The sequence below is a fragment of the Nostoc sp. CCY 9925 genome (genome assembly GCF_963920935.1).
In the GTDB taxonomy this organism is placed as follows: Bacteria; Cyanobacteriota; Cyanobacteriia; order Cyanobacteriales; family Nostocaceae; genus Nostoc.
In genome coordinates this window covers 142,836-162,937 of the sequence record NZ_CAWUDO010000006.1, presented here as the reverse complement: position 1 = coordinate 162,937, position 20,102 = coordinate 142,836, and the positions used below count along the sequence as shown (strand labels likewise).

Below are 20,102 nucleotides of genomic sequence, written 5' to 3'. Positions count from 1 at the left end.
TTTGTTTGTGCTTTCCGGTTACACCCAGATTATACCAATTTGAAAAAAGAATACGACAGATATATACTCCCAAACCTTTGTTCTGTCTGGCTTTCTTAATTTTGAATTTTGAATTTTGAATTGGTATTACGCTCTGTTATACGCCTGAATAGGGTGCTAAGGCTAAAGTTTTCGTCAGATCGGCGAGGAGAACGCGATCGCAAAGGTTAAACATTTCTACCTCGGTCTGCGTCTGTCGCATCAACCGCAGGAAATGACCTTCAGGGTCAACACTCAGGGCAATGTAGTTGAGGAACATTTTGAGGTAGCCTACGCGCGATCGCTCTGGCATAGTTGCCGCTGTGGGAGTTTGCCATAAACGATCGATATAGTTGCGTACCTCTACTAAAGGAACGGGTGCGATCGGCTCTTTTCGCAAAGCTTGCCGAATTTGATTAAAAAGCCAAGGATTCCCGATAGCCCAGCGTCCCACCATCACACCCGCCGCGCCTGTTTGAGAAAGCACTTCCAGGGCAGTTGTCGCAGAGTGAATGTTGCCATTGGCAAGTACCGGACAATGAACCCGTCTGACCGCTTCGGCGATCAAATCATATTTCACTGCCCCGTGATACATATCTTTCACCGTGCGACCATGCAAACTCAGCAAATCAATGCTGTGGCGATCGATTAGATCTAGAATTTCGTAAAACGTATCTGTATTTTCAAAGCCTACGCGCATCTTGACAGTTAAAGGTCGATCGTTCACTGCCTGCCGCAGTTCTCCCAAAATCCGATCGACTTTTTCTGGTAAGAGCAGCAATCCACCCCCAACATTTTTGCGATAGATTCTAGGTGCTGGACAGCCCATGTTCAAGTCAACTCCAGCGATATTATAGCCACAGAGTTCCTTTGCTGTTCTTACTAAGTCTGGAATACTTTCGCCAATCATTTGAGCAAAAACGGGGCGACCCGTGTCGTTTTCGGTAATTGCTGCCAGAATACTACGATTCAGCCGTGAGGTATCATTGACACGGAAATACTCGGTAAAGAAGTAGTCAGGACTGCCGTAGTGGGCAATGACCTTCATAAACCAGAGGTTTGTCACATCCTGCATGGGCGCAAGAGCAGTGACGGGTAGGTATGGATGGATCGGTTGGGGGAGCGATACCTGGGACATAGAGATTCCAGCGATCGACAAAGCATCACTGTATCAAAAAATGTTACTGAAGTTCCACCAACCCCAAAACCGCAGTGGCTCCCTTTACCTGCATTTCTCACAAGTTTGAAATGCAGAGAGGCGGAGGGGCAGAGGGGAAAGACTTACTACAACTGGTCCCCTGCTCAAGGTTTTGAGAGATGTGGTGAGAAATCCGGGTTTAGCCTAATAATATTTTTCTTTCTCCTGTGCCCATGGTCACTGAGCGAAGTCGTACTACTACGAAGAAGCAAGCTACGCGCAGGGTCTCGTAGAGAAGTGCTGCCCCCTGCCTACACAGCGATGGAATATTTTTTTAGTTGAAAGTCCCTTATGAAGAAGCTGCAATCTCAGGTATTAATGCTGCTAAGCAAATTTTGAATGCAATATAAAACTGCCCTGGCTTTTGTCCAGAGCAGTTTTTGATAGAAGTTAATTGTATAGGAGACTTTTACCGTTGTCCCCTGGTTTACGCATAGTAAATACTGTTATATAGTACTATTCACCTCAAGTTTCGTGCTTTACGCAAAAAACGAATAAATTTAATCCTGGCATTACAAAGTTTAGAAGTAAGCACCAGCCAGAATCAAAGCTCGATCTATCAGCCATCAATACCTGAGGGGGTGACAAGACCGCTAAAACCTTTACTCATCAAATTTTTAATCTATTTGACCCCCAATAACATAGAGTCTTTATATAGGACTAGTAGTTGATTTTTGAAATTACTCGTAGAAGCAGGAAACAGGCAATAGGCAATAGGCAATAGTAAAGAAGGGTATTAGAAGTGTACGGATTTTTTTCAGAAATCAAACCGGATTCCTATAACAGGCTTATTGACAATAAAATAGCGATCGCTTAAACAAACCGCAATCCTAAACCACTTTTCTCACTGGACACAATGTTTTGCCCAATAGCTTTGGGTATCAGAAAAGGCTAGAACGTCGGGAGTTGATAGAGTTAAAAGGTAGAGGAAGATTACTGAAGTTTCTACCAGGAGCATTGTGCTTAAGAGCGATCGTTGTTTAAGGTCAATTTAAAAAGCCCTGAAAAAATCCAGGGCTTTGTTTTATATGCGGTTTATTAAATGCTGGCTAAAAATCTTTGCCAGCGGTTTCTATACTCATAATCATCGCTCAATCGCTTGCTGAAAAATAGAGGGTAACTACCCAATTTCTACCCATTTTCTCTGGGTACTCCCTTAATATTTTCTTTAGATTTGTACAAATCTCTACTGATAAATCGTTTGTCTTCAGATTTTGCAGTATGAGATTTTAGTGGAAACACTAGTCATTTCTGCTACTGTAACCCATACCCCTTAAGGTATTAAGCGTTTTGGCCATTTTTGCCTAAGTCCTGATTTAGTCACGAACGATCGCTAAACCTAAAGCTTTGTAAGAAGTTAGCATCCGATCGGATACAGTTGGTGCTGTTACCAGGTAAGTTAGTGCATGAATTGATTCCACAACATAAGGAGCAGCAGTATCTAACTTTTCCTCTGTGGCTAATGCTACTACCTCTACTGCTCCAGCAATCATCGCTCGTTTGACATGTGCTTCGTCCAAATTCTGTACGCTAATCCCAAATTCTGGATGTAGACTACACACCCCCAACATGCACAAATCTGCACGAATCATCCGTAATGCCTCAACTGTAGTCGCACCAACATTTACCAAAGCTTTTTTGTAGAGTTGTCCGCCTAACATTACAACTTCTATATGGGGATGTTCTGCTAAGGCTACGGCAATGGGGGGGCTATTTGTGACAATTGTCGCTTGCAAATCCAAAGGCAAATGACGGGCTACTTGGAGAGTTGTGGTGCCTCCATCTAAAATTACCACCTGGCCTCTAGAGACTAATTTAGCAGCTGCACGGGCGATCGCTTCCTTTTCTTTGGGTGCTTGCTTTTGGCGATCGGCATAAGAGGCAAGAGCTGGGGAAATCAGGAGTGCCCCCCCATGAACGCGCTGCAAAAAACCGGATTCAGCTAATTCCCGCAAATCCCGACGAATCGTATCCTCCGAAACCTTTAAAACAGCACTCAGTTCCGACGACAGCACCTTTTTGTCACGGCGCAAAATCTCTAAGATAAATTGTCGTCGCTCCGCAGTTAGCATAATTGATTTTCCTGAAATTGCATATTTAAACTTGAAAATGCACGTTTGTGAGTTTATACTCATAGATGTGCAGGTTACTGCATGTTTTTCGTGAACTTTAAATAAATTCAAGCACATTACCGCAAGCGAGATTTAACAATCTTAGCTGCATTTTCAATGACCGAAATAGACTCATGATACAAGCCCCATTATTTATTTATGGGGATTATTAATTTTGAATTTTGAATTCGGAGCGAAGCGACATGACTGTTACTAACATTCAATTTCCCATTGATTTGAGTGCATATAAGCCTGTGGTTCTCAATCTAGGGAATGCAGCTCTTAGCTTCGAGCAACGAGAGAGCTTAAAAGCAAATATTCAACTGTGCCGTGATGCGATCGTGTTTTTTACAGCCACCGGAGCTGCTAGAGGGGTAGGCGGCCATACTGGGGGGCCTTATGACACAGTACCAGAGGCGATCGTACTTGATGCCTTGTTTCGGTCAGCATCGGATAAATTTGTGCCGATTTTCTTTGATGAAGCCGGACATCGAGTTGCAACTCAGTATCTAATGGCAGCCTTGCACGGTCACTTACTAAGCGAGCAACTCCTATACTATCGCCAAGCACACTCTGGCTTACCAGGACACCCGGAATTAGGGCTAACTCCTGGCGTCAAGTTTAGTTCTGGACGATTAGGACACATGTGGCCTTACGTCAATGGTGTGGCAATGGCAAATCCAGGTAAAGTAGTTTTCTGTCTTGGTTCCGATGGTTCCCAGCAGGAAGGCAACGATGCTGAAGCTGCCCGCTTAGCTGTTGCTCAGCATCTTAATGTCAAGCTGATCATTGATGATAATGATGTGACGATCGCCGGACATCCTTCAAAATACCTATCTGGTTACAGTGTCGCCAAAACCTTACAAGGGCACGGATTGAAGATATTCGAAGGAGATGGAGAAGACTTAGACGACCTATACCACCGTATTTACGAGGCTGTAAATACTCCAGGGCCAATTGCGATCGTCAATAAACGCCCCATGTGCCCCGGCATTGCAGGGTTAGAAGGTTCTACTCACGGTCATGATGTGATTTCTGTAGAGTTAGCAATTCAATATCTAGAATCACGCGGACAAACTGCTGCTGTTGAATACATCAAGAGTATTCAGAAACCGAAACAAACCTACACTTTTCTAGGCTCCAGCGAGAAATGGGATGCTAATCGCAATGTGTTCGGTGATGCGGTGGTTGCTGTTTTAAGTCGCCTCAATGAATTAGAACGCAAGGAAAACGTCAGAGTCATCGATAGCGATCTTGAAGGTTCGTGTGGCCTGAAGAAAATTCACGATGCATACCCAGAAATTTTTATCTCCTCTGGCATTATGGAGCGGGGCAATTTTTCTGCTGCTGCTGGATTTGGAATGGAGTCAGGAAAACAAGGCATTTTCGCAACCTTTAGCGCTTTCTTAGAAATGTGTATCTCAGAGATTACAATGGCGCGGTTGAACTACTCGAATGTACTTTGTCACTTTTCTCATGCAGGTATCGATGATATGGCAGATAACACCTGCCACTTCGGTTTAAATAATATGTTCGCTGACAATGGTTTAGATGATGGCTATCAAACACGTCTTTACTTTCCCTCTGATGCTAATCAGATGAAAGCCTGTGTCGAATCTGTGTTCTTTGAGCCTGGATTGCGGTTTATTTTCTCCACCCGTTCTAAAGTACCATTAATTCTCGACAACAACGGTCACGAATTTTTTGGTAGCGACTATAAATTTGTTCCTGGAAAAGATGAGGTAATTCGAGAAGGAACGCAAGGCTATATTATCAGCTTTGGTGAAGCTCTGTATCGTGCCCTCGATGCTGTTGAGCGTCTCAAGCAAGAAGGGCTAGATATAGGTTTAATCAACAAACCAACCTTAAACGTTATTGACGAAGAGATGATGGCAAAAATCGGTAATGCTCCTTTTGTACTTGTAGTGGAGTCTTTTAACCGTCGAACTGGATTAGGCAGCCGTTTCGGTAGTTGGTTGTTAGAGCGTGGGTTGACTCCTAAATTCGCTTATCTTGGCACTCATAAAGAAGGTTGCGGCGGTTTGTGGGAACAATATCCACATCAAGGGATTGACCCAGTGAGTATTATGAACAAGGTGAAGAATTTAGTGAAATAATTTGTGAGAATCGAAAGCCACAGATCCCCGACTTGTTAAAAAAGTTGGGGGTCTTGCCTCTGACGAATAATTTCGGATTGTTATATCATGGGTAATTGAGCCGACATAAATATAAAACATTATTATTGCGTGTAAATTTTAATGATAGAAACTGTACTATTAAATTCTTTATTATTACTTTCCCAAGTAGGCACGCCTGATAAAAGATTTCTCGATTTGAAAAATCAATTAGAAAAATTTGGATTTCAGGTAATAATTCAGTTACCGCCTAAGCGTGGTGCTTATGGATTATTACAAGAATCTCGCAAAAAAATTTGGATTAATCCAGTAGTATTTGACCTAAAAATCGGTACTCAAACTATAATTCATGAAGCTGTTCATGCCGCACAAGTATGTGCGGGTAAAGGTAAAATAAAAACTTTAGGTTTGAATATTCAACCTATCAATTATGCTCGACCATTTTTTATGCAGTATGCCGATGTCCACAGACAAGATTTAGAAAGAGAAGCGTATGCAGTGCAAACTCAACCTAATAGTTTTGAACTGGCTATATCTCTTCTTCAACAACACTGTAAATAATGTATGTAAAAGCGAAAACTAGTATAAATACTTATTTAACTGCCTATCCAGCGACCAAAGTTGCAATTCTCATTGACCTAGTAGTATTAAAGCAAGTGGAGAGCGATCGCACTAAGTTAGAACTTACGCACACTCTACGAATCCTTGGCGTCTTGGCGGTAGCCTACGGCAAGCCGCAAAGCGTCTACGATAAATTAAGCTTTTTGGCGATTTTTGCCTAAGTCCTGTAACTTTATTCAATTGATAACAAACCTCAAACTGGCTAGCCTCATTCTTTGGTATTAATAGGCACAGCAAATTTTTAGTAGGATTTGTTTCCCTTTGGTTACTGCTTGAGTGCTGATGCAGGATCGTCATCATCATCAGTACCGGTAAATAATTGAAGACTTTATTTTCAATATGTAGCTAGCCTATTATTAAATTTAATTAACAATTAGTTATATTACTAATAAACTATTAAATAACTATTGTGCTGAGCATTAAATCACCCTATGCCAAAAACTAAGCCACTTAAGGCCGATCCAGCTGTTCTCGTAGCAGTTGCTGATTACTTCAAGGTTTTATCAGAAGCAAGTCGGTTAGAAATTTTGACCTGTCTCAAGTCTGGCGCAATGAATGTGATGGAAATTGCCGAAGCTACTGGGTTAGGCCAGGCAAATCTATCTAAGCACTTGAAAGTGTTAACTCAAGCAGGGATTTTATCTCGTCAGCCCAAAGGCACTAGTGTCTATTACGAGATTGTCGATCCCATGATTTTTGAGCTTTGTGAGTTGGCGTGCGATCGCATTAGTGAACGCGTCCTACAGCAAGCCGAAAGCCTAAAAACTCTTCGGAGCAAAACAGCAATTTTTTGAAAGAGAAAACACCCTCATTTTGAGGGTGGTAGTAGGGTTATGAGTCATTGAGTCAAAAGTTAGCTAATTACAGGAGCTACAAAGACGATCGGTTGAGGGTCGCCAGAGGCCAAATAAGCTCCTAAAACTCCATCTCAACCAACAATTAACACTGAGGTGCTAAAATTACTCAACAGTTATTTAGTTAAACAAGGAACAAGATTTTAATGGCCTCTATCTTACATCCCCTGCGGATTGGCAAACATATTGCCCAGTATCCCATTGTTCAAGGTGCAATGGCAGTAGGGGTATCTGGTGCGAAGCTTGCTGGAGCTGTTGCCAACGCAGGTGGAGTAGGTACGATCGCTTCACTGGGACTGGGGTTGCATTCTCCTTACTTTCACCAACGCAAACGGGGGAGCTTTTTTGAAGCTAATCGACTTGCTTTGATAGATGAACTCACCAAAGCCCGCAGCATTAGCCCAGATGGAGCGATCGCGGTTAATATTCTTGTTGCTACTAAAGATTATCCTGTGTTGGCTCAGACAGCAGCAGCCCAAGGAGCAAATCTGATTATCACTGGAGCAGGACTGCCTCTGAGTTTACCGGAGTACACCGCAGACTATCCCGACGTGGCATTAGTGCCAAGCGTATCTAACTTGTTTTCAGCGCAGTTAATTTGCCAAATTTGGCAGCGCAAGTATAATCGACTACCCGATGCCTTGATTGTGGAAAATTGTCAGCAAGTAGGAGGGCATTTTAGCCAATGCGAAGATGTGAACTCTCCAGGATTTTCCATAGAGTCTGTGATTTCTCAGTTACGGGAGTATTTTCAGCAACATTTGGGCGTCAAAATTCCGCTGATTGTCACTGGAGGAATTGGCGATCGCACCGATATCGATCGGATATTGGCAATTGGGGTAGATGGCGTCCAAATCGGTACTCGCTTCATTACCACAGAAGAATGTGATGCCGATGAACGTTATAAAGATTATCATCTCCAAAGCTCTGCCGCAGATATTGTGACTGTGCCCAGTCCTGTAGGCAAACCCAGTCGTGCTTTACGTAATTTCTTTGCAGAGCAGGCAATTACTGACTCATCAACAACACAGGAACGGCGATGTATTGCCAATTGTTTAGAAACGTGCTTGTGTCGAGACACTGGTAAAACTTATTGTCTTCTGCAAGCCCTGTCTAAGGCTGCTCTTGGGGACTTAGAACATGGTCTAATTTTTTCTGGAGCCAATGTTAGGTACACTGAAAGAATCATGTCCGTCACAGAACTGATGGCAGAGTTAACCCAACCTCACAAACCAATGGTGTCAAACGTTGTTGTCCAGAGGAAAAATCCGCTTCAGGTAAATTAAAGGTCGTAAAGATTATGGACGTGGATGAAATTCTCAAACGCTATACTACTGGAGAACGAAGCTTTCAGCGAGTAAATCTCCAAGAAGCAGAGTTAACCAATGCCAATCTCAGAGGTGCAGATTTTAGCAATGCCGATTTACGTCAGACACGGCTGGGTAAAACTAACTTCAACCAAGCATGTCTGCGGGAAGCAAACCTGAGTGAAGCGATTCTTTGGGGAATAGATTTAAGTGAAGCCGACTTATATGGCGCCATTCTGCGTGAGGCTGATTTGACTGGTGCAAAGCTGGTTCAGACATGCCTAGACAAAGCCAACTTAATCAAAGCTAGTTTAGGCGGTGCGAATTTGAATCGTGCAAAGCTCTCTGGTTGTCTGTTAATTCAAGCAGACTTTCGTCCTAGTTCCAATCAACGCACAGATTTAGGATACGCGGTTTTGACTGGGGCAGACTTGAGCTACGCTGACTTGAGAGCGGTTTCACTGCATCACGCCAACTTAGATGGAGCAAAGTTGTGTCGGGCAAATTTGAGCCACACAACATTGTGGGGAGATTTGGCAACAGATCTCAGTCAAGCTAGTTTGCAAAAAGCAGACTTGAGCTATGCAGATCTCAATGGTGCAATTCTGCGAAAGGCTAATCTGCAAGGAGCAGACTTAACAGGAGCAATTCTCACTGACGCTGATTTCCAAGGTGCGATCATGCCCGATGGTACAGTTCACGATTGAGAATGAGCGATCGCCCTCGTCGCTGAAAAGTTTAAAATAGTCAACCATTTGTCAATAACTAATAGTTCTTAAATTATTGCTAAAAATCGGTGTAGAAAACACAATTTTTGGTAATGCTTGCTGCAAGCGATCGCTCTACTTCACAAAATAGTTTAGAACTTATACCAATTCTTCATGAAGATGCACTCAATTTTTTGATTACGAACCGCCAAGTACGCCAAGTACGCCAAGGAATAGAAGAACAATCATTCAGTGCAAGTTTATAGAGAATTGGTATTACACACTGCACAAATTGGCTATTATGTGCATAACGATTGGTTGAGAAAACAAGTCCGTTGGTTGAGAGGACAAGTCCGTAGCGATCGCCTGACTTCAGAGGATGCAAACCGTGGACAAGGAGGAATTAAAGGCAATCGCCTATGCTCAAGTAGAACCTAGCGATCGCCCAGTACGATAAATGATGCGGTTGATGGCGATCGCCCTAATTCAAAGTATGGGAGTGAAGGGGCGATGTCTAAGATGGGCTACGCCTACGGTTTTCTTCTCTTTACTGACTGTCTCTCTTAAAGTGCGTAGGCGTAGCCCGCACTTCTTTGCGAGACGTTACGGGAACGGCAAGCTCAGTGACCATTGTAGACATCGCTCAGGATGAACAATGAAGTAAGCGATCGCTCAAGTCTTAGTAATATCTACTTCAAGCGATCGCTTTACTTCAAAAAATGGCTTATGAAAATGTAGCAGTATTTCCCGCTTTTTCGGTACACATATATCCTTTGTAAGGACCACCAATCTTACCTACCTGATACTCAAGGTGGAATTTAATTTTATCGGGATCAGTTAAATTCTGAACTTCGATAGGAGAGTTTAAATTGAGTGCATAACCTTGGGATATAACAGCCGTTCCCGCCTCATTTTCGATCTCTACATTGTTTTGGGGTTGGAACATTAGCTGTGTTAACCCAGGTTGTATCTGACTGCTATTAACTTTCCATAAACCCTCTGCAGTATATGTAACTTGATAGTTAAGTACTCCTAAACTCATGTCGCAGACAGCAGCCCCAACTGAAGAAGTCATGAAGTTAACTACGGAACCAGCTTCGTAACTTCCAGTCTGTATATAAAATTTGAGTACAGGCTGAACATCAATCAATTTCGTTGGTTCAGCATTAATGAAATTAGAAAGAGTAATCGAACCATCTATTGGGTTTTGAATGGCCAATCCTGCATTGTATTTTTTTTCGTAAGGATTAAATGTAGGGACATGAATCCTAAAAGCACCACTTGGTACATTATTTTCATGAATTGCATCTGTTAATCCCAACGCTCCTTCATCTATCAACATGGAGGTAGAATTATTCTCACTAATACTAGGTGATAACGTTAAATCTATCTCTTTAATCGCACTCTCGTATCCGGAAGCTTCTCCTACTACTATGTTTTTAGCTTGCTCCTGAACACCTGCATAATATTGCTGAATAAATTTAAATGTTAACGTTGCACCAGAGCCGTGTCCGCGCAATTTTGAGGAATAAATGCTGTTTGAATAAACCTCAGAACTTCCAATGTAATTTGCAGGTTTTTGAAAGAAAAAGAACTCTTGAGTATTAGGACTCTCGTTCTTGAGATTAATCGTATACAAACTGTTCATGATGTTACCTTTTTGTCAATTAATGAATTTGACACTTGAATTACTCTTTGACTTTGGTCTGGAAAACCAGTTTTTTCAATAGTAGCCAGCAGAAGCGATCGCTTCCCAATTCCAGCAACAGCGATCGCCCTTGAGTGGCTAACAAAGCACACCCAGAACCCACAACTCTACAGGGATGTTAGAGTGAGTTGAGTAGACTCGCTTTTAGCACCTTTAGATGAACCATTCCGATCAGCAGCAACAGGACTGTCGGTACTTATGACATGCAATTCCTTGTTGTCAGCAAACTTGATTTTGGTCACTTGAACGTAAGCAGAAACGGTCGCAGGAATAAAACTTGTACCCTCGGCTGTTAAGGTTCCTGTAACGTGAAAATTTGATGTATTCAAGTTATAGACACTTTTCGCAAACCCTTCCTGCTGTTCATGACTGTCAGTATGAAAAGAGCTTGATGAGTTCTTGTAATGATTGTAATCTCCTCCCCCAAAGAGAGCGCCAAAAGCTCCTGCAAAGAATCCTCCCATAAAACCAACACTACCATAGTTCTCTTCTAGATAATCTGACTGCTGTTGGTTGAAATACTGAGAGACCTGCGACTTCCATTGATTGAAAGTTTCAACGGAAATTGTAGTGATAGTGAAGTCAATATCTATCTTAGCAGATGTGCCTTTTTGAACAGTAACATACACTCCACTAGCTTGACCGTAACCATTGCTCACTGTCCCATTATCATATGAGTCTCTTTCATCCTGCATTTTCAACAGGATGTTAGGAACAGCAATGATATTAGTATCTTTTGGTAGTTGAATGTAGTGTTTTTTGGCTTTTAAAGTAGTCGTCATTTATTTCTCCTAAGGTGGTACTCTTAACAATTTTGTAATCAAATTACATAAGCTCAATTTGCCTCTTAAACTCATATCAAGCAACCGAAGTTGAGGAAGTTAAGAGCAAACTTTAAATTTTCGTGCGATGATTTCGGCAAATCAGTAATAATTCAGCGTTTGAGCATTTTAGAAGTCTTTTAAGAAATTTCGTTAGCTTGCTTAAAATCGGCATTTATAATTACGAAACGTAATAAAACAAACGGTGGTGCTACTGGAATCACGAGGAGATGAGGAAAAAAGGCAACAAAACACCCAATCGAGCGATCTCACTTCTACCCTTCAATCTCATCAGCAAACACAAAAAAGCAACGCTGCTGTACCAGAGCGATTGCTTCTCCTCCCAGAAGAAATTTCACGACTCAGACGTTAGGATGAATTGTGCGATCGCCCATACATTTCAGATCAATCGAAAAACCCGCCCAATCTTAGTACAATTTGATTAGACATAGGCAACCGTGACCTTCCCTCCAGGAAAATCGAGTACCTGCGGCGCAAAGACGAATAGTACCCAGCCGCTTCCCAATTCCACTATCCCAGCAACAGCGATCGCCATTCAAAAGCTGAATTACGAAAATACAACACAAAACAAAGGCGATCGCCAACTTAATCCAAGCCCGTAAAATTACTTAACATCAGTGCGAGAAGAAAGCAAGTAACATAAAATTAGCTGGATAAATTTGCTTCACTCAGTCTTGTAAGACTTACCTGATTTCAGACTGAAATAGTGCTTAATATCTGTGTTTCCTATCATAATTCTTAAAAAAATCGTTTGAATAGGTACAGTTTTGACAATTAAGACTCGATTGAGTTGTAGATAATTTTATAGCTTTGGCAGCTGAAGTTATTTACTGCTGACTTGTGCCAGTCATCTCCTGTTTGTTGGTGTATCTTACCGATGCACTACAGACGGTCATGCCTATCCATAAAAAATACATTTATCACCTGCAACATTCCCTATGAAATCCCAACAAAGAAGCCGTAGACGTGGTGTAATCCTAACACCCCAAGGATTGCAGAAACTCCGAGATGCAAAATCTCAATCAGAAAGTAATGAAAATTTCGATAAACACTATAGCCGTGAAGTTTTAGGCTTTCGCATGGGGTTAGACCCAGATACGGTAGCAAAGGTATTTGCCTGTGAAATGGGAGTAGATCGGCAAACCCTGAATTATTGTTTCCAAGCATTCAAACTACAACTAGAACCTAACGACTATCAGTTAGCCAATCCAGATATCAACCCGCAGGAAGACTACACAAAAATTCCAAATCGAATTGATTGGGGAGAAGCACCAGATGTATCTCTTTTTTACGGACGTACAGAAGAACTGGCAACCCTGAAGCACTGGATTTTAGCTAAGTCTACCCCAGAGCAACCAATACCCTGTCGTCTCATTACTTTATTGGGCATAGGTGGTATCGGCAAAACCTCGCTATCCGTCAAGCTCATCCAGCAGATTCAGAATCAGTTTGAGTTCGTGATTTGGCGATCGCTCCTTCCGGCTCCTTCAGTTAACGATCTCCTAGCAGACTTGATCTGCGTCCTATCCGATGGGAAAGAAACTGATCTACCAGAATCATTCAATCACAGAATTTCACGACTGATTCATTATTTGCAACGTCATCGTTGCTTACTGGTTTTAGATGGTGCTGACAGAATTCTCCAAGAATGTGCAGCCACAGAAATCACCTGTCGAGATTGCATCTGGCTCTACCACACAACCGTCGGGGAATACTGTGAGTTATTTAGGAGAGTGGGAGAAGCCACTCATCAAAGTTGCTTAATCTTAACCAGTCGCATCAAATGCCATGAGATCGCCCCGCTTGAAGGAAAGACAACACCTGTGCGAGTATTCTCTCTCCAAGGATTACAGGTTACACAGATACAAGAACTTTTAAAAACAAAAGGAAGCTTTAGAGGAACGCCAGACGACTGGAATCTATTAATCGAATCCTATGCAGGGAATCCCCATGTCCTAAACCGCATTGCCACAACAATTCAACAGTTATTTGATGGTAATATAACTGAATTTTTAAAACAAAAAGTTACAGTTTTCGGTACAATTGTCAACGATTTATATCCAGAATTTGAACACCTATCAGATGTAGCTAAAGCAACGATTCAATGCATGGTACTTAATCGTCAACCCATTTCTTTTTCACAGCTACGAACAAAGATGCCATCCTCAGTTTCATCCCAAGAACTACTGGAAAGCTTAGAACTACTGCAAGGGCGATCGTGGATTGATGCCAAATCGGGTCTGTTTTCCCTACAACCGATGATGATTGAATATGTCAAATCTTTTATTATTGATGAAAAGATCGCCAAATTTCAGCCGAACGCATTTCTGGATCAAGAACATCAACCTCAGGTAGCAAGCTAGAACTATCAGTACAGCAACCGTTCCAAGCACAACCTTTTTTTCTACTCTTTCCCTAAAATCGCCCTTGGAGGACAACGCACTGGAATTTTAGTGACATCGTAAATTTCCTCAGCTAGGGCGGTTAGTACATCAGCGCTGATACACCTAAGATTATGACAAGCATCACCACCAGATACCGTCACGTTATTACCCCTAGCATCCAGCTGACGAACCAAGGCACGGGGACGAGAAGGAGTGTTGAGTTGAATTTCGTTAGGTTTGAGGCGTTGTAGCAGTTGAATGTAATCTCTTACGATGTCTGGTTTCCAAACAGATAAGACCATCGTTTGAATAGCCATATAACCCTGGTATTCTTGTCGAAATTGCTCGATTCCTGCCAATATATGTGGTAAATCAATTGTCGCTACAGGTTGATTAACTCGCCGTAGTTGATCTGGTGAGAGGGCATCTAGTTTCACTGCCACAATGTCTGCCAGTTTCAAAGCACTACGGACTGTGCGATCGCCTAGCAAGCTACTATTGGTCAAAACGATAGTTGGTCGTTTTGTGACTTTTTTCACAGCAGCAAGGATTTCTCGTAAATTCAGCGCTAAGGTCGGTTCGCCACTACCACTGAGGGTGACTGCATCTACATGCTCCCACGAGGCGATGGCTTCCAGGTCACTGAGGATTTGGGCTGTAGGCACAAATATTTGCCGCCCAATAATATGTTTTTGAATCTTCCCCAATTGACAGTAGACACAGTTAAAGGAGCAGGTAGATATCACACCAATAGGGTCAATACCAAGCGACATCCCAAATCGCCAAGATTGTACAGGCCCATAGACAGAAGAAAACTGTGCATTTGGTGGTGATTGTATTGCATTCATATTTGTTTCATTACGTACAATCTAGGTCTTCTTGTCTAATAGCTCAGCTAGCGAACCGTTCCCCGCATTTGCTTAGTTCTATAATCTAACGGACGGTTTCCCGCAAAGCCTCAGCATCAATGGGTTTGATGAGGTAAAGTAACAGCAGATTCCAAACAATTGCTCCAATCAATGGTAGTTTGCGAATTAGCTTCACTAATTTTGGTGCAGAACTGCGCTCAATCTCTGCAATTTTCAAGTTGTAGTCCGAGCATCGTTGCAGACGCGGGAAAAATTGGGGATGTTCGGTATTTAACATTACAGGAAAAGCCCGTCCAGCAGTTTCGTTAGTCTTGCGAACTACTTGGCAATCGAATTCCGTTGCTTCGAGTCCGAGAGAATGGTAAAAACTAGCGCGTTCGTGAACTGTTAGTGTGTGGGTGGCAAATACTGATAACAGGAAAAAGCGACTCCACAGTCTAGCTTTCCAGGTTTTCCACAGTTGCGGTTGAGAACGTAAAAGTGCTTTGAATATATCCCCGTGACGGTTTTCATCCTGACACCAACTTTCAAATTTACGGAAGATAGGATAAAACTGGTTTTCTGGATGCTTTTGTAAATGGCGGTAAATAATAATGTAACGCCAGTAACCGATTTTTTCTGATAGGTAGACTGTATAAATCACCCACTCAAGGGGAAAAAACGTATAAGTGCGAGTTTTCGTCACAGTCCCTAAGTCGAGAGAAACTTTGAAGTCTCCCATTGCTTTGTTGAGAAATCCAGCGTGGCGGGCTTCATCACGCGCCATCAACTGAAATATTTCCGCCAGAAGAGGATTGCGGCCTTTGAGTCTTCGAGATAGTTCTTTAAACAGCAAAAACCCAGAAAACTCTGAAATACACGAACGTTCTAGATATTCAATAAAGGCGCGGCGTGATTCTCCACCAATATGTTCCCATGATTGCTCAAACACCTCATCCCGAACGAAATGGTGACGGTTGTAGTCTGCTCGCATTTCTTCGAGCATCGCTGTTAACTCAGCTTCCTGAGCAGACAAATCCAGGCTGGCCGCAGTTTCAAAGTCTGTGGTGTAAAACCGGGGAGTAAGTATAGTTTCTTGGCTTGGCTGTTTGATTCCAGCTTTTGGTTGCTTGGGGGCAGACTCAGGTAGGGTATTAACCATGATTGGGCTGTTGATAAACTATTGCTTTGTATAACTATAAAGTTATGATAATTGGAGTTTTTTGACTAGACCCATGATTGAAATTTCTATATTTCTTCAGCAAAGTTAAAATTTAGTACTTAAAACTGTTGTATTGCAAGGAAAAGTCCAAACAAATAGTTTATTAAGTTTTGAAACACTTTTATTTTTTAACATTTGATAACTATATAGTAATTAAATGTAATTACTCTTAGAGATTAAAAGGTATCCAGCATGAGTCGTCATTCGGGGAATCAAACACAATTACTCACACCTTCTGACAATACACTTCCTGCGGATTCACGCCAGCGCGTAAAACAATTTATGCAGAGCTTACAGGATCAAATTTGTACTGTGCTGGAGCAACTTGACGGAAAAGCCTGCTTTCGGGAAGACCATTGGGAACGACCAGAAGGAGGTGAAGGACGTACCCGTGTGATTCGCGAAGGGCGGGTGTTTGAACAAGGCGGTGTTAACTTTTCAGAAGTTTGGGGTGATACTTTGCCTCCTGCGATTCTCAGCCAACGAAAAGAAGCAGCCGGACATGATTTTTTTGCCACGGGTACTTCGTTAGTGTTGCATCCTCGCAATCCCTACGTGCCAACCGTACACCTGAACTATCGTTACTTTGAAGCTGGCCCCGTTTGGTGGTTTGGTGGAGGGGCTGATTTAACGCCATACTACCCCTTTGTAGAAGATGCGATTCACTTTCATTCCTCCCTAAAACGTGCTTGTGATGCCTCTCATCCAGAATATTATCCAGTCTTCAAACACTGGTGTGATGAATATTTTTACTTACAGCATCGCCAGGAACAACGAGGCCTCGGCGGCATATTTTTTGACTATCAAGACGCAAGTGGACAACTTTATGTTGGTGGTGACACAGATAGTCCAGCAGCAGTCTACAGTCAACAAGTAGGGCAAGTATCTCGTAGCTGGGAAGATATTTTCAGCTTTGTACATCAATGCGGTCTAGCATTTTTACCTGCTTACGTGCCTATTGTAGAACGACGACAGCACACCGAGTATGGCGATCGCCAGCGCCAGTTTCAACTGTACCGTCGGGGTCGTTACGCAGAGTTTAATCTCGTGTATGACAGGGGAACAGTTTTCGGTCTGCAAACCCAGGGACGGGCGGAATCTATTTTGATGTCTCTACCACCTTTAGCACGCTGGGAATATTGCTACGAGCCAGAACCAGGCACACCCGAAGCACGGCTGAGCGAAATCTTTCTCCAGCCTCACGATTGGCTAAATGGGACTTTTGCCCAAAAATAACAATATTTTTCAGCAATGAGGTATTCACGATAAGCAGTCATTTAGATGTTCGCTTGCGAGAAGGCACTAAATATTCGCACACAATGGCAGAAAATACCGCCTTTATGAAATGCTTTCTCAAAGGGATAGTAGAAATGTTCATCTCATCGTCACCCCTACTGACAATTTTCTCGCTAACCATCTTGACAAATCCTGTTTGAAATGAAATGAAACAGGCCTACTCTAGGCAGGGGCTTGAATAAAGAATTTTAGATTCTTTACACAAATAAATTTCCTTGCTCTCAGACCTTTTTAAATTTAGAATTTTCAACCCAAAATCCGTCTTGAAAAGCTTTGAGGGGAAGTTTCCTCCGCTCAAAGCTTTTTGCAAAATTTAAAATCTAAAATTAATAATATTGTCTTGAGAAACTTGGAATAAGCGATACACTAAGAAAAATTCCTTGAGGAAACGTTAATGGCACGGTCAAACGGGGTTAAAAATGAAACTTCTGCACAGGAATTGTCTACAATTTCAGACAAAGATACAGAAACAATTGAAGAAGAACTTGAATCTGTGGAGGATGGACAAGATATTGATAATATCTTAAACTCCTTAAAAACCTTACTGAGTTCTGTAGAAAAGCTCCAAAAAGTCCGCCAAGAAGTGGGCGACATCAAACCATTGATTGGGCGGATGCTGGATGGAGAATTGATCGGTGGTGAAGAACTTGAGCAACTTAAGACAGGTGTGAGCAGTCTTTTTCGGCTTGTTCGTGCTTACAGTGATCATCAAGCAGCGTTGGCTAAAGCGCAACCTGCAAGAAACTTGCTAGATCAAGTACTCAAAGAGCGTAAAGCTAATTGATATTGGGTATTGAGCATGGGAAAAGAACAAGGGGACAAGAGGAATTGGGGACAAGGGGAAAGATTAAGTAAGTGGGCAGAATAAAACCGAACTGTGTGAAGAAAAGTAAATAAGCCTCAAACCCTTTTTCCCCCTGCTCCCTGCTCCCTGCCCATTTCTCCCCTCCCCACTGATGTTGACAATCAAAAACCACCACGATGAACGTTGCACCCGCGATTGTAGTATTAGGTCAAAATAGCGTGGCAGTAGCACGCAAAATAATCAGTGTCCTACCAGGAACGACATTATACGGTTTAGAGGGTCGCACGTCTGGGGTAGATGTCAGCTTCAGGAATTTTGGCGAGACAGTGCGCGAGTTATTTGCTCAGGGAACGCCGCTGATTGGCATTTGTGCTGCTGGGATTTTGATTAGGACGCTAGCTCCGATGCTCTCTGACAAACAACAGGAACCACCAGTGCTAGCTGTGGCTGAAGATGGTAGCGCTGTTGTCCCCTTGTTGGGCGGACTTGCTGGGGTAAATGATTTGGCACGCCGCATTGCTCAAGCCCTTGATGTCAAACCTGCAATTACTACTACGGGGGATTTACGTTTGGGCACAGCGCTGTTATCTCCTCCCCCCGGATACCATTTAGCGAACCCAGACGATGCCAAAAAATTTATCTCAGATTTGCTTGCCGGGGCGCAAGTCAAGCTAGAAGGCGTAGCACCCTGGTTGAGCGATAGCAAACTGCCCATAGATGCAAATGCAGATTTGACCATCCAGGTTACAGAGCGTTTGCTGACTCCTGCGCCCAACTGCCTTGTCTACCACCCTGCAACTATAGCGATCGCAATTGATGATATCAGTAATTATACAGACCAAGCAGTAGCTTTAGTACAGCAACTATTAGCTGATGCCGGACTCGAAAGAGCATCAGTCGCAGGCATATTTGCACCCATCACCACCGCAGCCAATCCCGCCATCCACGCCATAGCTAGCGCCTTGAGAGTGCCTGCTCGCTTTTTCACCTCAAATCAGCTAGAAAGTTGGCTTTCCCAAGGTTATAGCCCCGCCCAAGCCGCAGCGATCGCCGCCACAGGTACATCTCCTATATCTACTTCCCCTCACATTGCGATCGCCATTGCCCAAGACCCAATTGACCCTAACACCATCGGTCAGACACGCGGGCGGTTAGCGATTATTGGCACGGGGCCTGGTAGTCAAGAGTGGATGTCTCCAGAAGTGAAGCAAATACTCAAGTCGGCAACTGATTTGGTAGGCTACAAAACCTACTTAGATTTAATTGGTTCCCTCGGAGATGGCAAGCAACGGCATGAGTCCGACAACCGCCAAGAAGAAGGACGGGCACAGATGGCACTTGATTTAGCCGCATCTGGGCGATATGTCGCCGTTGTTTCTTCTGGCGACCCTGGTATCTATGCAATGGCAACAGCGGTTTTTGAAGTATGCGATCGCTATGCTAAACCGGAATGGGAGACTATTGATATTCATGTGGCACCAGGCATCTCAGCGATGCAGGCAGCAGCCGCAGCCATTGGTGCGCCTCTGGGGCATGACTTCTGTGCAATTTCCCTTTCTGACATCTTAAAGCCTTGGTCGGCCATCGCCCAACGAATTGCCGCTGCTGCTGAGGCTGATTTTGTAATTGCTTTCTACAACCCTGTTTCCAAAGACCGTACTTGGCAACTGGCAGAAGCTAGAAATATTTTGTTGCAACATCGAACACCGGATACACCAGTGGTCTTAGGGCGGAATCTGGGCAGGCGAGGACAGACTGTAAAGGTGATAACACTTGAGGAATTAGCACCAGCTACCGCCGACATGCGGACAATTATTATCGTCGGTTCCACAAAAACCCGAATTATCAAGCGTGGGGATGGTGGCATTTGGGTTTATACACCGCGCCGTTACGCCTAACAATCAGGGTAAGGGAAAAGGGAAAAGGGATAAACAAAAAGGAACAATGAAAATTTCTTTTCTCTGATCCCAATTCGATAATCTGAATTATTGCTGAGAAAATAGTGAAAACTATGTTGTAAATTCCCTGGAATTTTTCAGTCAAGCT

The 20,102-nt window shown here is 43.0% G+C and carries 22 protein-coding genes and 1 pseudogene; 16 read left to right on the top strand and 7 right to left on the bottom strand.

Annotation, left to right across the window (positions count from 1 at the left end; genetic code table 11):
* Positions 1–136: 136 nt before the first annotated feature.
* Entirely contained in the window at positions 137–1,156 is a 1,020-nt protein-coding gene (locus tag ACM0OY_RS05470; RefSeq protein WP_414567871.1) for a tRNA-dihydrouridine synthase family protein, read from the bottom strand.
* A gap of 921 nt (positions 1,157–2,077) precedes the next feature.
* Between ACM0OY_RS05470 and ACM0OY_RS05465 the strand changes: the two genes are divergently transcribed.
* Positions 2,078–2,200, top strand: a complete 123-nt coding sequence (locus tag ACM0OY_RS05465; protein ID WP_414567870.1) for a hypothetical protein — start codon at positions 2,078–2,080, stop codon at positions 2,198–2,200.
* 332 nt (positions 2,201–2,532) lie between these two features.
* Here ACM0OY_RS05465 and ACM0OY_RS05460 read toward each other — a convergent pair whose 3' ends face one another.
* Entirely contained in the window at positions 2,533–3,288 is a 756-nt protein-coding gene (locus ACM0OY_RS05460) for a DeoR/GlpR family DNA-binding transcription regulator (RefSeq protein ID WP_414567869.1), read from the bottom strand.
* Positions 3,289–3,530: 242 nt separating this feature from the next.
* Here ACM0OY_RS05460 and ACM0OY_RS05455 point away from each other — a divergent pair, with 242 nt between their 5' ends.
* From ACM0OY_RS05455 to ACM0OY_RS05420, 8 genes are all read left to right on the top strand, one after another.
* Positions 3,531–5,444, top strand: coding sequence for a transketolase C-terminal domain-containing protein (locus tag ACM0OY_RS05455; protein ID WP_414567868.1), 1,914 nt, complete (start codon positions 3,531–3,533; stop codon positions 5,442–5,444).
* Positions 5,445–5,585: 141 nt separating this feature from the next.
* The gene (locus tag ACM0OY_RS05450) at positions 5,586–6,023 is read left to right on the top strand and encodes a hypothetical protein (RefSeq protein ID WP_414567867.1); all 438 of its coding nucleotides are present in this window, start codon (positions 5,586–5,588) and stop codon (positions 6,021–6,023) included.
* Complete coding sequence (locus ACM0OY_RS05445) at positions 6,023–6,244, top strand: hypothetical protein (RefSeq protein ID WP_414567866.1); 222 nt, start codon at positions 6,023–6,025, stop codon at positions 6,242–6,244. Before ACM0OY_RS05450 ends, ACM0OY_RS05445 begins: the two co-directional genes overlap by 1 nt.
* Before the next feature lie 270 nt (positions 6,245–6,514).
* Positions 6,515–6,877: an ArsR/SmtB family transcription factor gene (locus ACM0OY_RS05440; protein WP_414567865.1), complete on the top strand. Its 363-nt coding sequence runs from the start codon at positions 6,515–6,517 to the stop codon at positions 6,875–6,877.
* Positions 6,878–7,083: 206 nt separating this feature from the next.
* Positions 7,084–8,223, top strand: a complete 1,140-nt coding sequence (locus ACM0OY_RS05435; RefSeq protein WP_414567864.1) for an NAD(P)H-dependent flavin oxidoreductase — start codon at positions 7,084–7,086, stop codon at positions 8,221–8,223.
* Positions 8,224–8,237: 14 nt separating this feature from the next.
* A complete protein-coding gene (hetL, locus tag ACM0OY_RS05430) occupies positions 8,238–8,951 on the top strand; it encodes a heterocyst differentiation pentapeptide repeat protein HetL (protein WP_414567863.1) in 714 nt (237 codons plus the stop codon).
* Between the two features lie 113 nt (positions 8,952–9,064).
* A complete protein-coding gene (locus ACM0OY_RS05425; protein ID WP_414567862.1) occupies positions 9,065–9,217 on the top strand; it encodes a hypothetical protein in 153 nt (50 codons plus the stop codon).
* A complete protein-coding gene (locus ACM0OY_RS05420; protein WP_414567861.1) occupies positions 9,204–9,389 on the top strand; it encodes a hypothetical protein in 186 nt (61 codons plus the stop codon). The genes ACM0OY_RS05425 and ACM0OY_RS05420 overlap by 14 nt, the downstream gene beginning before the upstream one ends.
* 286 nt (positions 9,390–9,675) lie before the next feature.
* Here ACM0OY_RS05420 and ACM0OY_RS05415 read toward each other — a convergent pair whose 3' ends face one another.
* From ACM0OY_RS05415 to ACM0OY_RS05405, 3 genes are read right to left on the bottom strand one after another with little or no spacing between them, the layout of a single operon-like run.
* The gene (locus ACM0OY_RS05415; RefSeq protein ID WP_414567860.1) at positions 9,676–10,599 is read right to left on the bottom strand and encodes a hypothetical protein; all 924 of its coding nucleotides are present in this window, start codon (positions 10,597–10,599) and stop codon (positions 9,676–9,678) included.
* A 40-nt stretch (positions 10,600–10,639) separates the two neighbouring features.
* Positions 10,640–10,762, bottom strand: coding sequence for a hypothetical protein (locus ACM0OY_RS05410; RefSeq protein WP_414567859.1), 123 nt, complete (start codon positions 10,760–10,762; stop codon positions 10,640–10,642).
* A 4-nt stretch (positions 10,763–10,766) separates the two neighbouring features.
* Positions 10,767–11,441 carry a hypothetical protein gene (locus tag ACM0OY_RS05405; RefSeq protein ID WP_414567858.1) on the bottom strand — a complete coding sequence of 225 codons (675 nt, stop codon included), beginning with the start codon at positions 11,439–11,441 and terminating at the stop codon, positions 10,767–10,769.
* Between the two features lie 244 nt (positions 11,442–11,685).
* Between ACM0OY_RS05405 and ACM0OY_RS05400 the strand changes: the two genes are divergently transcribed.
* From ACM0OY_RS05400 to ACM0OY_RS05390, 3 genes are all read left to right on the top strand, one after another.
* Positions 11,686–11,853, top strand: coding sequence for a hypothetical protein (locus ACM0OY_RS05400; protein ID WP_414567857.1), 168 nt, complete (start codon positions 11,686–11,688; stop codon positions 11,851–11,853).
* An 85-nt stretch (positions 11,854–11,938) separates the two neighbouring features.
* Positions 11,939–12,103 carry a hypothetical protein gene (locus ACM0OY_RS05395; RefSeq protein WP_414567856.1) on the top strand — a complete coding sequence of 55 codons (165 nt, stop codon included), beginning with the start codon at positions 11,939–11,941 and terminating at the stop codon, positions 12,101–12,103.
* A gap of 336 nt (positions 12,104–12,439) precedes the next feature.
* Positions 12,440–13,864, top strand: coding sequence for an NB-ARC domain-containing protein (locus tag ACM0OY_RS05390; protein ID WP_414567855.1), 1,425 nt, complete (start codon positions 12,440–12,442; stop codon positions 13,862–13,864).
* Positions 13,865–13,905: 41 nt separating this feature from the next.
* Here the strand turns inward: ACM0OY_RS05390 and ACM0OY_RS05385 are convergent, their stop codons facing one another.
* A complete protein-coding gene (locus tag ACM0OY_RS05385) occupies positions 13,906–14,733 on the bottom strand; it encodes a radical SAM protein (protein WP_414567854.1) in 828 nt (275 codons plus the stop codon).
* A gap of 85 nt (positions 14,734–14,818) precedes the next feature.
* Positions 14,819–15,895 (bottom strand): magnesium-protoporphyrin IX monomethyl ester (oxidative) cyclase, encoded by a 1,077-nt coding sequence (gene acsF, locus ACM0OY_RS05380; protein WP_414567853.1) that lies wholly within the window; start codon positions 15,893–15,895, stop codon positions 14,819–14,821.
* Positions 15,896–16,147: 252 nt separating this feature from the next.
* Here acsF and hemF point away from each other — a divergent pair, with 252 nt between their 5' ends.
* From hemF to cobJ, 4 genes and pseudogenes are all read left to right on the top strand, one after another.
* Positions 16,148–17,191, top strand: a complete 1,044-nt coding sequence (hemF, locus tag ACM0OY_RS05375) for an oxygen-dependent coproporphyrinogen oxidase (protein ID WP_414567852.1) — start codon at positions 16,148–16,150, stop codon at positions 17,189–17,191.
* 29 nt (positions 17,192–17,220) lie between these two features.
* Positions 17,221–17,325 (top strand): annotated as a pseudogene (locus ACM0OY_RS05370) (biliverdin-producing heme oxygenase); the annotation flags it as partial.
* Between the two features lie 320 nt (positions 17,326–17,645).
* On the top strand, positions 17,646–18,035 hold the full coding sequence (locus tag ACM0OY_RS05365) for a hypothetical protein (protein ID WP_414567851.1): 390 nt from the start codon (positions 17,646–17,648) through the stop codon (positions 18,033–18,035).
* A gap of 197 nt (positions 18,036–18,232) precedes the next feature.
* Positions 18,233–19,954, top strand: coding sequence for a precorrin-3B C(17)-methyltransferase (gene cobJ / locus ACM0OY_RS05360; protein ID WP_414567850.1), 1,722 nt, complete (start codon positions 18,233–18,235; stop codon positions 19,952–19,954).
* The last annotated feature ends 148 nt before the right edge of the window (positions 19,955–20,102 follow it).

What these genes read in the sequence shown, in the direction of transcription:
- ACM0OY_RS05470 (WP_414567871.1), bottom strand. Translation starts at nt 1,156, where the DNA reads ATGTCCCAGGTATCGCTCCCCCAACCGATCCATCCATACCTACCCGTC.
- ACM0OY_RS05460 (WP_414567869.1), bottom strand. Translation starts at nt 3,288, where the DNA reads ATGCTAACTGCGGAGCGACGACAATTTATCTTAGAGATTTTGCGCCGT.
- ACM0OY_RS05455 (WP_414567868.1), top strand. Translation starts at nt 3,531, where the DNA reads ATGACTGTTACTAACATTCAATTTCCCATTGATTTGAGTGCATATAAG.
- ACM0OY_RS05450 (WP_414567867.1), top strand. Translation starts at nt 5,586, where the DNA reads ATGATAGAAACTGTACTATTAAATTCTTTATTATTACTTTCCCAAGTA.
- ACM0OY_RS05445 (WP_414567866.1), top strand. Translation starts at nt 6,023, where the DNA reads ATGTATGTAAAAGCGAAAACTAGTATAAATACTTATTTAACTGCCTAT.
- ACM0OY_RS05440 (WP_414567865.1), top strand. Translation starts at nt 6,515, where the DNA reads ATGCCAAAAACTAAGCCACTTAAGGCCGATCCAGCTGTTCTCGTAGCA.
- ACM0OY_RS05435 (WP_414567864.1), top strand. Translation starts at nt 7,084, where the DNA reads ATGGCCTCTATCTTACATCCCCTGCGGATTGGCAAACATATTGCCCAG.
- hetL (WP_414567863.1), top strand. Translation starts at nt 8,238, where the DNA reads ATGGACGTGGATGAAATTCTCAAACGCTATACTACTGGAGAACGAAGC.
- ACM0OY_RS05425 (WP_414567862.1), top strand. Translation starts at nt 9,065, where the DNA reads ATGCTTGCTGCAAGCGATCGCTCTACTTCACAAAATAGTTTAGAACTT.
- ACM0OY_RS05415 (WP_414567860.1), bottom strand. Translation starts at nt 10,599, where the DNA reads ATGAACAGTTTGTATACGATTAATCTCAAGAACGAGAGTCCTAATACT.
- ACM0OY_RS05405 (WP_414567858.1), bottom strand. Translation starts at nt 11,441, where the DNA reads ATGACGACTACTTTAAAAGCCAAAAAACACTACATTCAACTACCAAAA.
- ACM0OY_RS05390 (WP_414567855.1), top strand. Translation starts at nt 12,440, where the DNA reads ATGAAATCCCAACAAAGAAGCCGTAGACGTGGTGTAATCCTAACACCC.
- ACM0OY_RS05385 (WP_414567854.1), bottom strand. Translation starts at nt 14,733, where the DNA reads ATGAATGCAATACAATCACCACCAAATGCACAGTTTTCTTCTGTCTAT.
- acsF (WP_414567853.1), bottom strand. Translation starts at nt 15,895, where the DNA reads ATGGTTAATACCCTACCTGAGTCTGCCCCCAAGCAACCAAAAGCTGGA.
- hemF (WP_414567852.1), top strand. Translation starts at nt 16,148, where the DNA reads ATGAGTCGTCATTCGGGGAATCAAACACAATTACTCACACCTTCTGAC.
- ACM0OY_RS05365 (WP_414567851.1), top strand. Translation starts at nt 17,646, where the DNA reads ATGGCACGGTCAAACGGGGTTAAAAATGAAACTTCTGCACAGGAATTG.
- cobJ (WP_414567850.1), top strand. Translation starts at nt 18,233, where the DNA reads ATGAACGTTGCACCCGCGATTGTAGTATTAGGTCAAAATAGCGTGGCA.